Below are 15,371 nucleotides of genomic sequence, written 5' to 3' on the forward strand. Positions count from 1 at the left end.
CGATTTTGTGCGTCACTCACCGGCCGGGGCATAGGTCCAGTTCTGCGCCCGGCTGCCGTCCATATTCGCCGTTTCGGCCATGAGTAGGCGCCCCTCCCGCCAGTAGCGGATGCGTTGCGGATAATCATGGGTGGGATTGGCAAAGCTGATGTCGCGCACCCCTTCGGCTATCGCAGGGAAAATGGTTGCAGGACCACCTTCGGGGGCGCCGTGGAATGCGAGCGATCCGTCGGCTGCGCGAACGATGCGCATCACTTCCCAGGATTGCAGCTTTTCGCCGCGCCCGGTGCGTCCCACGCCGATCATCACGCCGCCGCGCGGCAGCGTCCACACTTCCTCGCTCCAGCGATCGTCGCGCTTCTGCACCCATTCCCCGGTCAGCCAATCGGGCAATTCGCCTGCGCTGCCGTGGACGGGCAGCGCCAGCAGCAGCGCCGCTATGATCGTCGAAACTCTTCTCTTCATGGCTCCCGCCCTCTGTCCAGACCCGATCCGGCACGCTATGGAGCGCGCCTAACGCCCGCTATCACGGATCGGCCTTTCCGCCGAGTAAGGACGACATTGCATGACTTTTCGTATGCCTGCCGAATGGGCACCGCACGACTGGACCTGGATCGGCTTCCCGACCAACCCGCAGGAATGGCCCGGCGCATTTGACGAAGCGCGGGCGCAGATCGCCGCCTTTGCCAGTGCGCTCCACGCTGAAGGACGCGGCGAAGAGGTGCGGCTGGTCGTGGCGAACGAGGGGGACGCCGACGCCGCGCGCGCCTTGGTCGCGCCCGGCGTGTCGATCGTCGTGCAGGCGCTGGGCGACGTCTGGCTGCGCGATACCGCGCCGATCGCCGTGTTGGACGGCAAAGCGCGGGCTTTGGTCGATTTCGGCTTCAACGGCTGGGGCGGCAAATATCAAATGGCGGGCGACGAGGATATCGGGGCGCGGCTGGCGGCGATGACCGGCGTGCCCACATCGACGCAGCATTGGGTGTTCGAGGGCGGGGCGGTCGATACCGATGGCACTGGCCTGTTCGTGACCACCGAACAATGCCTGCTCCATCCCAATCGCAACCCGGACCTCGACCGGGGCAAGATCGAAACGCTGCTGGCCGGGAGCCTCGGCCTCTCCGACATGCTCTGGCTCGGTGATGGATTGCTGAACGATCATACGGACGGGCATGTCGACAATCTAGCGCGCTTTGTTGGCGAAGGGCTGCTGGCGCTGCCGATCGCGACGACGGAGGATGATCCCAATGCGGCGATCTACGCAGATGCGCGCGCGCGGGCGAGCGCCCATGGCGTTACCGTGGTGGACATGCCGTCGCCGGGGCGAGTGATCGTCGATGGCGAGGCGATTCCCGCGAGCTACATGAATTTCTATGTCGGCAACGCGGCCGTCATCGTGCCCATCTATGGTCAGCCCAATGATCAGGCGGCGCTCGATACGCTGGCTCCTTTCTTTCCGGGGCGGGATATTGTCGGGCTGCGCAGCGATGCCATATTGTCGGGCGGCGGCAGTTTTCATTGCTGCAGCCAGCAAATGCCAAGTGTTTAACATCAACCGTTTGGGCTGAGCGAAGTCGAAGCCCGCGCCTGAGCGCAAGCGAAGGTACCTCGCTATCGCTCGGTGGAGCCCTTCGACAGGCTCAGGGCGAACGGAGAAATAGACGACATGACCAAAGTGACCGTTGCCGCGCTCCAGCTCAGCTTTTCGGACGATATGGGCGAGAATATCGCCAAAGTGGCCGAGCATGTGACCAAGGCCGCTGCGCGCGGCGCGAAGATCATCCTGCCGCCCGAATTGTTCGAAGGCCCCTATTTCTGCCGTGTCGAGGACGAAGCGCTGTTCGCGCTGGCGCAGCCGACCGACAGCCATCCGGCGGTGCAGGAAATGCGCAAGCTGGCCAAGGATCTGGGCGTTTATATCCCGACTAGTTACTTTGAGCGTGACGGCCCGCATCATTATAATTCGCTCGCGATGATCGACGATCAGGGCGAGATCATGGGGGTTTATCGCAAGAGCCATATTCCCGATGGACCGGGCTATGAGGAAAAATATTATTTCCGGCCCGGCAATACGGGCTTCAAGGTGTGGTCGACTAAATATGGCACCATCGGCGTCGGCATTTGCTGGGATCAATGGTATCCCGAATGTGCGCGGGTGATGGCGCTGATGGGTGCCGAGATGCTGTTTTATCCGACCGCCATCGGATCGGAACCCTATGATGCGGACCTCGACACCAGCCGCATGTGGCGGCGGGCGATGATCGGCCATGCGGTCAGCAATTGCATGCCAGTGATCGCCGCCAACCGCATCGGCGAGGAGGATGGCCAGCGTTTCTACGGCCACAGCTTCATCAGCGACGAATGGGGCGACCTGATCGCCGATGGCGATGCCAAGGATTTCGGTGCGCTGGTGGCGACGCTGGACCTAGCGCAGGCGCGCACCCATCGCGCAGGCATGGGCTTCTTCCGCGATCGGCGGCCGGAGCTGTACGGGCGGATCGCGCAGGATATCTGACGCGAGGCAGGCGTCAGCGGCGGAAGCTCTCCGCCGCGGCGCAGGCGAGCTGGTCGGCGCGCTCATTTTCCGGGTGACCGGCATGGCCCTTGACCCATTGCCAGGTCACTTGATGCCGCGCAGTGGCTTGCACCAATAGCTGCCAGACTTCGGCATTTTTGACTGGCTTGCGGTCGGCGGTCTTCCAGCCATTTTTCTGCCAGCCGAAAATCCATTTGGTGATGCCGTCCATCACATATTTGCTGTCGGTATAGAGCGTCACGCGGCAGGGTTTGCTCAGCGCATTGAGCGCCTCGACCGCGGCCATCATTTCCATCCGGTTGTTAGTCGTCTGCGCCTCGCCCCCCGATATTTCCTTTTCCATGCTCCCAAAGCGGAGCACCGCGCCCCAGCCGCCGGGGCCGGGATTGCCCTTGCACGCGCCATCGGTGAAAATCTCTACGGTGGGCAGGTCGGTCATGCTGTCTCCTCCGATCGCGTCGAAAGAGGCGATCGGATCATGGGTTATGCGCCGAGCAGGTCGGCTGCGTCGGCGTTGGCGTAAAAGTCGAGCCTGCGCAGATAGGCGAGCGGGTCTTTGCGCGTCACCAGCGCGTCGGCCGGCGTGTTGATCCAATCATAGGCGCGGGTCAGCAGGAAACGCAGCGCCGCGCCCCGGCACAGGACCGGGAAGGCAGCGCGTTCCGCATCGGTTAGACCGTGCGCCTGGGCATAGCCCGCACCCAGCGCCACGGCCCGGTCGCCAAAGAAGGTCGCGCCATCATGGCTGAACGTCCAGGCGCTATGGGTGATGGCCAGGTCATAGGCACGGACATCGGTGCAGCTGAAATAGAAGTCGATGAGGCCGGTCACCCGGTCGCCCAGCATCAGCACATTGTCGGGGAACAGGTCGGCATGGATGACGCTTCGCGGCAGGTCGGCTGGCCAGTGGGCGTCGAGAAAAGCCAGTTCATCGGCGACCCGCGCGGCGAGGCCGGGGGCAATCTGGTCGAAATCGGCACCGCATTTGCGTGCCAGATCATGCCAGCCCGCCTTGTCGAGCGCGTTGGGGCGTTCGCTCGCAAAGCCGTCGGCCGCGCGATGCAGTTCGCCGAGCGCCTGGCCCGCCGCGCGCGATTGCGCCGGGGTCGGCTCGGTCACGGAAATGCCGGTCAGGAACTCGATCAGGCAGGCCGGGCGTCCCGCCAACTGCTGCAATCGCTGGCCGCTGCGATCGGCGATGAAGCGGGGGACAAGGCAGCCGCGCGCGCCCAGATGGTCGAGCAGGTCCATGAAGAAAGGCAGGTCGGCTTCATCCACCCGCTTTTCATAGAGGGTCAAGATGTAGCGATGGCCTGACCCGTCCGCGCCGGTGGTTTCGAGCAGATAATTGCTGTTTTCGACCCCTTCGGCGATCCCCTTGGCGGACACGAGGCGACCAGCGTCATAGCGGGTGAGGAAGGCGTCGATCTCTTCGGCCGGAACCTGGGTATAGACGGCCATGGATCAGACGGCCTCCAGCCCGCGCGGCAGCTTGAAGGCGATGCTTTCGCGCGCGGTTTCGACGATCTCCTCGGTCACGTCATAGCGCGCCGCGAGGCCATTCACGACTTCGCGGACCAATATCTCCGGCGCGGACGCCCCAGCGGTCAGTCCCAAAGTCGTCACGCCGTCGAGCCAATCGAAGTCGATTTCATCGGCGCGCTGGATCAGCCGGGCGCGGGTGCCCTCGCGCTCGGCGACCTCCACCAGTCGCAGCGAGTTGGAGCTATTGGGCGCGCCGATGACATAGAGCGCATCGCAACGAGGCGCGATCGCCTTGACCGACGTTTGGCGGTTGGACGTGGCGTAGCAAATGTCCTCGCCCTTGGGCGCGGCGATATCGGGGAAGCGGCGCTGGAGGACGGCGACGATCGCGGCAGTATCGTCCACCGACAGCGTCGTTTGCGTCAGGAACGCCAGATTGTCGGCATCGGTCGGCGCGAACGCTTCTGCGTCCTCCACCGTTTCGATGAGCGTCATCGATCCGTCGGGCACCTGGCCGAACGTGCCGATGACTTCGGGATGCCCCTTATGCCCGATGAAGAGGATGTGGCGGCCAAGCTCTACCTGCCGTTCGGCCTGGCGATGCACCTTGCTGACCAGGGGGCAGGTGGCGTCGAGATAGGACAGGCCGCGCTCCTCCGCCTTGGCCGGGACCGCCTTGGGCACGCCATGGGCGGAAAAGACGACCGGCACGCCATCGGGCACCTGGTCCAGTTCCTCGACGAAGATCGCGCCCTTCGCCTTCAGGCTGTCGACCACATATTTGTTATGGACGATTTCATGGCGGACATAGACCGGCGCGCCATAGGCTTCGATCGCCTTTTCCACGATGATGATGGCGCGGTCGACCCCGGCGCAAAAGCCGCGCGGGGCAGCGATCAAGAGAGTCATTGGCGGGCGGGCGGCGGTTGGCTCGGTCATGTCTTCGCGCTTAGGCGAATGTAAGCCATGAGGAAAGCCGCTTCCTTCCGGTTGCGTGGGGGGCGGCGGATGGATAAGGAAGCGCGATGCTTTCGGCCGATGGGCCATGCCAAGGATTATCTGCCTGTGCCAAGGAACGTCTGTCTGTCTCGTGTCGCCCTGACTGCCATGCTGGCTTTGACTCTGGCGGGCTGTTCGCGCCGGGGAGAAATCGATGCGTCCGGCGGTATCGTCGCAGTGCGGTCTGCTTGCCCGGTGGCGGCGGTGCCAGCCTATACCGGTGACATTACGCTGTTCAACCCGGCCAACAGCACGGATGCCTCGGCGATCGACGTGGTGGCGAACATCACCGACCTGCGATCGACTTGCACCGACGGCGCGCAATTCTATACCGAAGCGACCTTCACCGTGAACGCCCGGCGCAGCGACGCGAGCGCGGCGCGACAGGTGACGCTGCCTTATTATTCCGCCGTTGTGCGCGGCGGCAATGCCGTGGTCGCCAAGCGGGTGGGCCAGGTGACTCTGAATTTTGCGCCCGGCGATTATCGCGCCAGCGCGCAGGCGAAGGCCGCCTCCTATGTCGAGAAATCCTCGGCCACGCTGCCCGCCGACATCCAGGCGAAGATCGTCCAGAAGCGCAAGGCCGGTGACGCCGATGCCGCGATCGACCCCTTCGCCCAGCCGGACGTCAAGGCCGCGCTGGCACGAACCAGTTTCGAACTGCTGGTCGGGTTCAACCTGACCCAGGATCAGTTGCGCTATAACGCGACCCGCTAATCTTACCCGATTAACCTATCTCCGTTCGTGCTGAGTAGGGACTGAGCGAAGCCGAAGGCCCGTATCGAAGCATCACACGCTGCGCAGATCCTTCGATACGCCATTTCGACTTCGCTCAATGCCTGTCCTGAGCGCCTGCCTTAGCAGGCAGTCGAAGGGGCTACTCAGGACGAACGGCATTTTGTGATGCAGGATATAATCTGATGTCCCTTTACACCCGTTTTACCGCTCACCTCGATGCCGTGCTGGACGCGCTGGAGGCTGATGGCATTCTGCCCGCTGGCCTCAACCGCAAGCCGGTAACGGTCGAGCCGCCGCGCGACCCCAGCCATGGCGACATGGCGACCAATGCGGCGATGGTGCTGGCCAAGCCCGCGGGCACCAACCCGCGCGCCTTGGCCGAAGCGATCGTTACCAAGCTGCAAGCGCTCGAAGAGGTCGACAGCGCCTCGATCGCCGGGCCGGGCTTCATCAACCTGACATTGACCGATGTGACATGGCGCGCGGAACTCGCGGCGATCCAGACCGATGGCGATGATTATGGCCGGTCCGATGTGGGGCAGGGCATCACCGTCAATATCGAATATGTCTCCGCTAACCCGACAGGCCCCATGCATATGGGCCATTGCCGGGGCGCAGTGGTGGGCGACGCGCTTGCCACGCTGCTGGAATATGCCGGGCATAAGGTGATCCGCGAATATTATATCAATGACGCGGGCGGGCAGGTCGATGTCCTCGCCCGGTCGGCGCACCTGCGCTACCGCGAAGCGCTGGGCGAAACGATCGCCATCCCCGAAGGCCTGTATCCGGGCGATTATCTCGTCCCGGTGGGCCAAGCATTGGCCGCCGAATATGGCGATCGGTTCGTGGATGCGCCGGAGGGTGATTGGCTGGTGACCTTCCGCACCTTCGCCGTGGCGAAGATGATGGACATGATCCGCGATGATCTCGCGCTGCTCGGCATCCATCATGACATTTTCTCGTCCGAGGCGGAATTGCAGGCGGCGGGCAAGCCGGAACAGGCCGAAGCCTGGCTGCGGGCGCAGGATCTGGTCTATGATGGCGTGCTGGAAGCGCCCAAGGGCGAACTGCCCGACGATTGGGAACCGGTCGAACTGCCGCTGTTCCGCTCGACCAAGTTCGGCGACGATCAGGACCGGCCGATCAAGAAGTCGAACGGCAGTTGGACCTATTTCGGCGCCGACATGGCCTATCATTACCAAAAGGCGCAGTATGCTGACCAGTTGATCGACATTTGGGGCGCGGACCATGCCGGGACTGTCAAGCGCATTCAGGCGGCAGTCGCTGCGCTGACGGAAGGCAAGGCGCGGTTCGACGTCAAGCTCATTCAGATGGTCCGCCTGCTGCGCGATGGCGAGCCGGTGAAGATGTCCAAACGCGCGGGTAATTTTGTGACGCTCGCCGATGTCGTGGGCGAAGTGGGCAAGGATGTCGTGCGCTTCACCATGCTGACGCGCAAGGCCGATGCGCAGATGGATTTCGATTTTGCCAAGGTGGTGGAGGCCTCGAAGGATAATCCGGTCTTCTACGTCCAATATGCCCATGCGCGCATCTCGTCGCTCGGACGGCGGACGCAGGAGGCAGGGATTGCGCTTCCCGCAGCCGACCTGTCCCTTCTTGGGACGGCGGAATTGGGCTTGGTCAAGCTCGCCGCGCAATTCCCGCGCGTGGTGGAAGGGGCAGCGCAGATGCGCGAGCCCCACCGTATTGCCTTTTATCTCAATGACTTGGCGTCCGCGTTCCATGGCTGGTGGAATATGGGCAATGACGATCCGCGCGCGCGGGTGATCCTGGCCGACGATCCGGCGATGACGGCGGCACGGCTTTCCCTGGCGCAGGGAATAGGGCAGATTATCCGCAACGGCCTCGCCCTGATGGGCGTGGTCGCGCTGACCGAAATGCAGTGAATGAAAGCGGAGTGAAGTGACGATGAGCGACTATGGGCGCGGTCGACTCGATTTCGACGATGAGGACCGGCTGCCCTGGCTGGAGCCCGCGATCGACGATAGCGACCCGGAAAGCCTTTCGCCGCTGCGTCTGCTCGGCTTGATCCTGCTCGGCCTGATCCTGGTGGGCGCGGTCGTCGCCGGTGTGTGGTGGGTGCAGAATCGCAACGGCGCTAATCTGGCTGGTGAAGGGCAACTCATCGCCGCGCCGCCGCAGGACTATAAGATCGCCGCAAACGAAGCCGATGCGCGCAAGTTCGATGGCGAGGGCGATGCCAGCTTCGCCGCGAGCGAAGGCGTGGCGCGTGACGGGCGGATCGACCCCAGCCGCGTGCCTGAAACGCCGATGGCCAAGGGCACGCCTGCGCCCACCGGCACTAGGCCAGTCGTGCCGGTCAAGCCTGCGCAAAGCGTCTCCGCGCCCGTGACCGACGGCACGAGCGACACGCCCGTTGCCGTCACCAAGGCCGCGAGCGGCGGCGCGATGATCCAACTGGGCGCCTATGGCAGCGCGGCGGGTGCCAAGGATGCGTGGAGCCGTCTATCCAAGCGCTTCGCCTATCTCGCGCCGCTCGCCATGACCGTCGAACCGGCCCAGGTCGGCGGCGGCACCGTCTATCGCCTGCGCGCCAGTGCGGGCGGACAGGCGAGCGTCATTTGCGGCAAGCTCAAGGTAGCGGGCGAAAGCTGCCTGATGGTCAATTAGGATCGGATAAAGCCCTTCGACAGAAGGGCCGCATATCGTTACCGTCGATGCCATGAAGCCTGTCATTTTCGGCCTGTCCGGCCCAGCCCTGACCCCTGACGAGCGCGCCTTCTTTGCCGAGGCGCAGCCCGCAGGCTATATCCTGTTCAAGCGCAACATCGTCGATCGGGCGCAACTGCGCGCGCTGACCGACGATCTGCGCGCCTTGCATGGGCGCGACGATCTGCTGATCATGATCGATCAGGAAGGCGGTCGCGTGGCGCGGATGGCCCCGCCGGTCTGGCCAGCCTTTCCGCCCGGCGCTGTGTTCGATCGCCTCTATGATGTTGCGCCGTCGAGCGCGATTGCGGCGGCGCGGGCCAATGCCCATGCTATCGCCCTGACGCTCGCCGAAGTCGGCATCACCGTTGATGCGCTGCCGTTGCTCGATGTGCGGCAGGAGGGCGCAAGCGACATCATGGGCGACCGGACGCTGGGGGCCGAACCGATGCGGGTCGCTGCGCTGGGCCGCGCGACGCTGGAGGGGCTGGCGCAGGGCGGCGTGGTCGGCATCGTCAAACATATGCCGGGGCATGGTCGCGCCCTGGTCGATAGCCATCTGGAACTGCCGGTGGTAAAGGCCGACCTCAATGTGCTGGAAACCGATCTTGGCCCGTTCCGCACGTTGAACTGGGCGCCGATGGGGATGACGGCGCATGTCGTCTATACCGCCTGGGATGCAGAGCAGCCCGCCAGCCTGTCGCCCAAGGTCATCGGCGGGATCATTCGCGATGCCATCGGCTTTGACGGCCTGCTGATGTCCGATGATCTCGACATGAAGGCGCTGGATGGCAGCATCGCGGAGCTGGCCGCAGGTGTCGTTGCGGCCGGATGCGACCTCGCGCTCAACTGCTGGGGGCGGATGGACGACATGGTCGCCATTGCCGGGGCGCTGCCGGACATGCAGATAGAGTCGCGGGCGCGGCTCGATCGTGCGATGGCCAGCGCCCCGCGCGGCGCGGATCAGCCGCCGCTCGAAGCGCTGCTGGCGACGCGCGACCGGCTGCTGGAACCGGTCGCGGCCTGATCGCCTCAGCCGCCGCCCGGTGAATTATGGCCGCCGGCGGGAACGGGGCCGCCATTGGGCGCATGGCCATGGTCGGGATTGCTGTCCCATTCGATATGATAGAGGTCGAAGCGCCGGTCGCGCAGGTTGCGGACCGTCCCTTCGGCCCGTGCCCAGCTAAGGTCGGCCAGGTTCACGTCGGCCATCGTCAACGTCTCGACATTTTCGGTCGATTCCGCCGCAATGCCATCGCGCGCAAAGGGCAGGTCGCACGGCGTCAGGATCGCGCTCTGGGCATATTGAATGTCCATATTGTCGACATTGGGCAGGTTGCCGACATTGCCTGACATCACGACGTAGCATTGATTTTCGATCGCCCGCGCCTGCGCGCAATAGCGCACCCGCATATAGCCAAGCCGCGAATCGGTGCAGAAGGGCACGAAGATGATCCGCGCGCCCTGATCCACCAGGCGGCGGGCCAGTTCGGGAAATTCGCTGTCATAGCAGATCAGCACGCCGATCGGCCCGCAGTCGGTCTGGATCACGTCGAGCGAATCGCCACCCTTGATGTTCCACCAGAAGGATTCGTTCGGGGTGGGGTGGATCTTTTCCTGCGTATGGACGGAGCCATCGCGCAGCGCGACATAGGCGATATTCTGGATATCGCCATCGTCGGCGCGGGTCGGGTGGGAGCCGCCGATGATATTAATATTATATTGCAATGCCATCCGCGTCAGTTCCTTGGTCAGGCGCGGGGTATAGCTGGTGAGCTTGTCGATCGCCTCCATCGGGTTGAGCTTCTTGGTCTCGAACGACAGTAGGGGCAGGGTGAAAAGCTCAGGGAAGACGATGAAATCGGAGCGATAGTCCGCTGCGACATCGACGAAATATTCGATGTTGCGGACGAACCCTTCGAAATCCTCGACCGCGCGCGCCTGCAACTGGCAGGTGGCCAGGCGGACGCTTTCGACGCCGCGCGGCACGCGCATTTCGGGCGCTTCGTCGGGATCGACATAGGGGTTGCGCCAGACGAGATGTGCGGCGTGGCCATCGGACTGCTTGTCTTCGGGCAGATAATTTTCCAGCACGCCCAGCGGTTCGAACTGGTTCTTGAGCTGGAAGCTGACGACCTGATCGCGGATCTTGCCCGCGGCGACCTTGTCCAGATAATCTTTGGGGCCTTCGACCTTGCGCTTGGCGCGCAGATAGCCCGGCATCCGGCCGGCAATGACGATGCCGTGCAAATCGAGTTGCTCGGCCAGTTCCTTGCGTTCGTCATAGAGGCGCTGGCCGATGCGCAGGCCGCGCAGCTTGGGGTCCACCGCCATCTCATAGCCATAGAGCCATTCGCCCGCCGCGCTGTGGCGCGTGCCAAAGCCGTTGGCGGTGATTTCCTCCCAATCATGCCAGGCAAAGGCCATGCCCTTGCTGACCCGCATCGTCGCGCAATAGCCCACGACCTTGTTATCGTAGAGCGCGACGAAGCAGCCATCGGGGAAATTGTTGATCTGGCCGCGCACGGTGGCGGGGGAATAATTGGGTAGGCCCGGATAGACGCGGGCGATAAGTCGGATGATCGCGCGCACGTCGGTCGGCACCGCCGGGCGCACCTCAAGGCGTTTCTGCGTGGCTGTCGTCATGGCTTCATTCCCTCGGCGCGATGGCTATGGAAAAGGCGGCACCGAATAATCGGCACCGCCTCATTCCGTTTCCGTACTGAAAGCTTCAGAAGCCTATCAGTTCCACTTGCCCATTTCGGCTTCCAGATTGACGCGGATCTGTTCGAAGAACTGTTCCGTCGTCATCCATGCCTGTTCCGGGCCGATCAGCAGCGCCAGATCCTTGGTCATCGCGCCATCTTCGACGGTCTTGATGCAGACGCGCTCAAGCGTTTCGGCGAATTTGGTGACTTCGGGCGTGCCGTCGAACTTGCCGCGGAAGGACAGGCCCTGCGTCCAGGCGAAGATCGATGCGATCGGGTTGGTCGAGGTCGCCTTGCCCTGCTGATGCTGGCGATAGTGGCGGGTCACGGTGCCATGCGCCGCTTCGGCTTCCACCGTCTTGCCGTCGGGCGACAGCAGGACCGAGGTCATCAGGCCGAGCGAGCCGAAGCCCTGCGCCACGGTGTCGGACTGGACGTCGCCGTCGTAATTTTTGCAGGCCCAGACGAACTTGCCGCTCCACTTGAGCGCGGACGCGACCATGTCGTCGATCAGGCGATGCTCATAGACAATGCCCGCCGCCTTGAACTTGTCGGCGAATTCGGCGTCGAACACTTCCTGGAACAGATCCTTGAAGCGGCCATCATAGGCCTTGAGGATGGTGTTCTTGGTCGAAAGGTACAGCGGCCATCCGCGATCGAGCGCATAGTTCATGCTCGCCTTGGCGAAATCGCGGATCGATTCGTCCAGATTGTACATGCCCATGGCAACGCCAGCGGCCGGGAAGTCGAACACTTCCTTTTCGATCTTCTCGCCATTTTCGCCGTCCCAGATCAGGCGCAGCTTGCCGGGGCCGGGGACCAGGAAGTCGGTCGCCTTATACTGGTCGCCAAAGGCATGACGGCCGATGACGATCGGGTCGGTCCAGCCTGGGACCAGACGGGGGACGTTCTTGATGACGATGGGTTCACGGAACACCACGCCGCCCAGGATGTTGCGGATCGTGCCGTTGGGCGACTTCCACATCGACTTGAGGTTGAATTCCTCGACGCGCTGTTCGTCGGGCGTGATGGTCGCGCACTTCACGCCGACGCCATATTGCTTGATCGCATTGGCGCAATCGACCGTGATCTGGTCGTTCGTCTCGTCGCGCTTCTGGACGGACAGGTCATAATATTTGAGGTCGATGTCGAGATAGGGGAGGATCAGCCGCTCGCGGATCCATTCCCAGATGATCCGGGTCATTTCATCGCCGTCAATCTCAACGACCGGGTTCTTCACCTTGATCTTCGCCATGCGCCTGTTCGCCTTCTTCATCGTGGGTGGATTTGGCAATCGCCCTAGGCAAAGCGGGCAGAATGTTCAACTCCGCACGCACAGTTATATGACAGAGCGGAGCCTTCGCCGGGATCGGCCGTTGTCAGGGGGAAGCTCTCTCCCTAAAGATGGTGGCCATGGACAATAACGAAATCACGATCGCCGCTGGCGGCAATGTCAAATGGCGCTTTCCTTCGGTTCACCCGGAAGGGATGAAATTCGGCCTGATCGCAGTCGCGATCACGGCGCTCCTGTTCCTCGTGGGATGGGAGGTGCTGGGATGGCTGATGCTGATGGTGACGATCTGGGTCTTCGCCTTCTTCCGCGATCCCGTGCGCGCCGTGCCACAGGATGAAGGCGCGATCATCGCGCCTGCGGACGGCCTGGTGACGCTGATCCAGCGCGTGCCCCCGCCGCGCGAGATGGCGGGCGTCGATGGCCTTGGCGATCAGCCGATGATCCGCGTGTCCATTTTCATGAGCGTGTTCGACGTCCATATCAATCGCACGCCGATTGGCGGCACGATCAAGTCGGTCGTCTATATTTCGGGCAAATTCCTCAATGCCGATCTCGACAAGGCGAGCGAGGATAATGAGCGCCAGCATATATTGGTCGAACGCCACGATGGCGTCCGCATTGGCTTTACCCAGATTGCGGGCCTCGTGGCACGCCGGATCGTGCCTTTCGTCAAGCCTGGCGACATGGTTGCTGCGGGGCAGCGGATCGGCCTCATTCGCTTTGGCAGCCGGGTCGATGTCTATCTGCCCGCCGGAACCGCGCCGCGCGTGATCCTGGGCCAGCGCACCATCGCCGGGGAAACCATCCTGGGGCAAATGGGTGATCGCCGGGTCGTCGCCGGTATTCAGCAATGAGGCGGCGGCGCGCCGTGCCTCAGGGCATGCGGCGGGGCATCACCCTGCGCATGCTCGCGCCCAATGCGGTGACGGCGATGGCCTTGTGCTTCGGTCTGACCGGCGTTCGCTACGGCATATCGGGCGATTGGGAACGGGCCGTGCTGTCGATCATCTTTGCCGGGGTGCTGGATGGCCTCGATGGCCGGATCGCGCGGATGCTGCGCGGCGAAAGCCGATTCGGCGCGGAACTGGATTCGCTGTCCGATTCGATCGCCTTCGGCGTTGCGCCGGCCTTGATCCTCTATCTCTGGTCGCTGCACGCCATGCCGAAATTCGGCTGGATCTTCGCGTTGGCCCACGCCTTGTCCTGCGCGCTGCGCCTGGCGCGCTTCAACGCCAATATCGATGCGGAACAACAGCCGCATAAATCCGCCGGTTTCATGACCGGCGTTCCCGCGCCGGCCGGGGCGGGCCTGTCCTTCGTGCCGCTCTATCTGTGGTTGGTGACGGGCGAGGATCTGTTCCGCGCCTGGTATGTCGTGGCACCCTGGACGGCGTTCGTCGCCTTCCTGATGATCTCCAACATCGCAACCTATAGCTGGTCGGCGCTGCGGTTGCGCAAGCGTATCCGGTTGGAAGTCATTGCCTTTGCCGGGTTGCTGGCGGCGTTGCTGGTAACTGATCCTTGGCTGACGCTGCTGTTGCTCTGCGCCGTCTATGTGGCCCTGATACCGTTCGGCATCATCTCCTATGCCAAGGTCGTGCGGACCCGCGAGGCGGAACCGCCAACGCCCGCCTGAGAAAATGATCAGGCCGCGAAAATGCCGTTCGGTACTCGGACGGCGGAAACGCGGTCTGCATCGGCGGCACGGGGACGACGGATACGCACATGGTAAACAGGCGTGTGCGGGATCGGCTCGAACTGGAGCGCGGCGATCATCTTGTCATGATAGAGCAGGAACATCCATGCGATGGTTCCCACGGCCATCAGGAATGCGCCAAGAAACAGGGTCGCTGCAACGAATGTGAACATAACGGTCACTTTCCATCTTGCCATTTGCACGGCTGGCCTCACTATGACGGTTTCAACGGCAGCTAACCGCCTTTGTTCCGTTTGTTCACTTTATGTTCCGGTTTGCGGTGCAAGTCAAGCCTTGCACATTATTTTCTGCGGCGTTAAAGGCGCGCCTCATTCCACATGGGGATCATCATATCCGGTGCTGGCAGTGGTCTTTCAGACCATCTGCGGTTCCCGATTCCCAGAGGCATTAACCGGAAGGAGATTATCTTATGGCGGCTCCTGTTGTCACCATGCACCAATTGATCGACGCTGGCGCGCATTTCGGCCACCAGACCCATCGCTGGAATCCGCGCATGAAGCCGTATATTTTCGGCGAGCGCAACGGCATCCACATCCTTGACCTGTCGCAGACCGTGCCCCTGTTCGGCCGCGCGCTCGATTTCGTGTCGGGTACGGTTGCCGCCGGTGGCAAGGTGCTGTTCGTCGGCACCAAGCGCCAGGCGCAAGACCCGATCGCTGAAGCCGCGCGCAAGTCCGGCCAGCATTTCGTCAACCATCGCTGGCTGGGCGGCATGCTCACCAACTGGAAGACGATTTCCGGTTCGATCAAGCGCTTGAAGACCCTTGAGGAAAAGCTGCAGGGTGACACCCACGGCCTGACCAAGAAGGAAGTGCTTCAGATGACGCGCGAGCATGAGAAGCTCGAAATGTCGCTCGGCGGCATTCGCGACATGGGCGGCATTCCCGATGTCATGTTCGTGATCGACGCGAACAAGGAAGAACTGGCAATCAAGGAAGCCAACACGCTGGGTATCCCGGTCGTCGCGATCCTCGATTCGAACGTCTCGCCCGACGGCATCGCCTTCCCGGTCCCCGCGAACGACGACGCCAGCCGCGCCATCCGCCTCTATTGCGACGCCATTGCGGCCGCCGCGACCAAGGGCAACCGTGGTGCGCAGCAGGCTTCGGGCGTCGACCTTGGCGCGATGGACGAGCCGATGGCGGAAGAGGTTGTCGCCGAAGCCTAAGAGCGTCGCGCAACTGAAAGAATGACAGGCTAGGG

The 15,371-nt window shown here is 63.0% G+C and carries 16 protein-coding genes; 9 read left to right on the top strand and 7 right to left on the bottom strand.

Annotated elements, in window-relative coordinates:
* Positions 1 to 12: 12 nt before the first annotated feature.
* Positions 13 to 465 (bottom strand): DUF6265 family protein, encoded by a 453-nt coding sequence (locus OVY48_RS16470; RefSeq protein WP_096061884.1) that lies wholly within the window; start codon positions 463 to 465, stop codon positions 13 to 15.
* A gap of 100 nt (positions 466 to 565) precedes the next feature.
* Between OVY48_RS16470 and OVY48_RS16475 the strand changes: the two genes are divergently transcribed.
* The gene (locus OVY48_RS16475) at positions 566 to 1,549 is read left to right on the top strand and encodes an agmatine deiminase family protein (protein WP_313923636.1); all 984 of its coding nucleotides are present in this window, start codon (positions 566 to 568) and stop codon (positions 1,547 to 1,549) included.
* A gap of 117 nt (positions 1,550 to 1,666) precedes the next feature.
* Positions 1,667 to 2,515, top strand: a complete 849-nt coding sequence (gene aguB / locus OVY48_RS16480) for an N-carbamoylputrescine amidase (RefSeq protein WP_313923637.1) — start codon at positions 1,667 to 1,669, stop codon at positions 2,513 to 2,515.
* 13 nt (positions 2,516 to 2,528) lie between these two features.
* On the opposite strand, the gene rnhA is transcribed toward aguB, so the two are convergent.
* From rnhA to ispH, 3 genes are read right to left on the bottom strand one after another with little or no spacing between them, the layout of a single operon-like run.
* Entirely contained in the window at positions 2,529 to 2,975 is a 447-nt protein-coding gene (rnhA, locus tag OVY48_RS16485; protein WP_313923638.1) for a ribonuclease HI, read from the bottom strand.
* A gap of 44 nt (positions 2,976 to 3,019) precedes the next feature.
* Positions 3,020 to 3,997, bottom strand: a complete 978-nt coding sequence (thrB, locus tag OVY48_RS16490; RefSeq protein WP_313923639.1) for a homoserine kinase — start codon at positions 3,995 to 3,997, stop codon at positions 3,020 to 3,022.
* Positions 3,998 to 4,000: 3 nt separating this feature from the next.
* Positions 4,001 to 4,960: a 4-hydroxy-3-methylbut-2-enyl diphosphate reductase gene (gene ispH, locus OVY48_RS16495; protein WP_096061889.1), complete on the bottom strand. Its 960-nt coding sequence runs from the start codon at positions 4,958 to 4,960 to the stop codon at positions 4,001 to 4,003.
* Positions 4,961 to 5,128: 168 nt separating this feature from the next.
* Between ispH and OVY48_RS16500 the strand changes: the two genes are divergently transcribed.
* From OVY48_RS16500 to nagZ, 4 genes are all read left to right on the top strand, one after another.
* Positions 5,129 to 5,737, top strand: a complete 609-nt coding sequence (locus tag OVY48_RS16500) for a hypothetical protein (RefSeq protein ID WP_037478756.1) — start codon at positions 5,129 to 5,131, stop codon at positions 5,735 to 5,737.
* Positions 5,738 to 5,940: 203 nt separating this feature from the next.
* Entirely contained in the window at positions 5,941 to 7,665 is a 1,725-nt protein-coding gene (argS, locus tag OVY48_RS16505) for an arginine--tRNA ligase (RefSeq protein ID WP_313923640.1), read from the top strand.
* Between the two features lie 22 nt (positions 7,666 to 7,687).
* Positions 7,688 to 8,410 carry an SPOR domain-containing protein gene (locus OVY48_RS16510; protein WP_313923641.1) on the top strand — a complete coding sequence of 241 codons (723 nt, stop codon included), beginning with the start codon at positions 7,688 to 7,690 and terminating at the stop codon, positions 8,408 to 8,410.
* A 52-nt stretch (positions 8,411 to 8,462) separates the two neighbouring features.
* A complete protein-coding gene (nagZ, locus tag OVY48_RS16515; RefSeq protein WP_313923642.1) occupies positions 8,463 to 9,476 on the top strand; it encodes a beta-N-acetylhexosaminidase in 1,014 nt (337 codons plus the stop codon).
* 5 nt (positions 9,477 to 9,481) lie between these two features.
* Here nagZ and OVY48_RS16520 read toward each other — a convergent pair whose 3' ends face one another.
* Together OVY48_RS16520 and OVY48_RS16525 are read right to left on the bottom strand one after the other, a co-directional pair.
* Positions 9,482 to 11,095 (bottom strand): bifunctional GNAT family N-acetyltransferase/carbon-nitrogen hydrolase family protein, encoded by a 1,614-nt coding sequence (locus OVY48_RS16520; protein ID WP_096061893.1) that lies wholly within the window; start codon positions 11,093 to 11,095, stop codon positions 9,482 to 9,484.
* Positions 11,096 to 11,191: 96 nt separating this feature from the next.
* Positions 11,192 to 12,412 (bottom strand): NADP-dependent isocitrate dehydrogenase, encoded by a 1,221-nt coding sequence (locus tag OVY48_RS16525; protein WP_313923643.1) that lies wholly within the window; start codon positions 12,410 to 12,412, stop codon positions 11,192 to 11,194.
* Positions 12,413 to 12,570: 158 nt separating this feature from the next.
* Between OVY48_RS16525 and OVY48_RS16530 the strand changes: the two genes are divergently transcribed.
* Complete coding sequence (locus tag OVY48_RS16530) at positions 12,571 to 13,305, top strand: phosphatidylserine decarboxylase (protein WP_069067039.1); 735 nt, start codon at positions 12,571 to 12,573, stop codon at positions 13,303 to 13,305.
* Positions 13,302 to 14,087, top strand: coding sequence for a phosphatidylcholine/phosphatidylserine synthase (locus tag OVY48_RS16535; RefSeq protein ID WP_313923644.1), 786 nt, complete (start codon positions 13,302 to 13,304; stop codon positions 14,085 to 14,087). Before OVY48_RS16530 ends, OVY48_RS16535 begins: the two co-directional genes overlap by 4 nt.
* An 8-nt stretch (positions 14,088 to 14,095) precedes the next feature.
* Here the strand turns inward: OVY48_RS16535 and OVY48_RS16540 are convergent, their stop codons facing one another.
* Positions 14,096 to 14,320, bottom strand: a complete 225-nt coding sequence (locus OVY48_RS16540) for a hypothetical protein (protein WP_069066289.1) — start codon at positions 14,318 to 14,320, stop codon at positions 14,096 to 14,098.
* A gap of 257 nt (positions 14,321 to 14,577) precedes the next feature.
* On the opposite strand from OVY48_RS16540, the gene rpsB reads away from it, so the two are divergent.
* Complete coding sequence (gene rpsB, locus OVY48_RS16545) at positions 14,578 to 15,336, top strand: 30S ribosomal protein S2 (protein ID WP_043152929.1); 759 nt, start codon at positions 14,578 to 14,580, stop codon at positions 15,334 to 15,336.
* Positions 15,337 to 15,371: the final 35 nt, after the last annotated feature.

Origin of the sequence: Sphingobium sp. SA2, assembly GCF_032227065.1 — a bacterium.
In the GTDB taxonomy this organism is placed as follows: Bacteria; Pseudomonadota; Alphaproteobacteria; order Sphingomonadales; family Sphingomonadaceae; genus Sphingobium.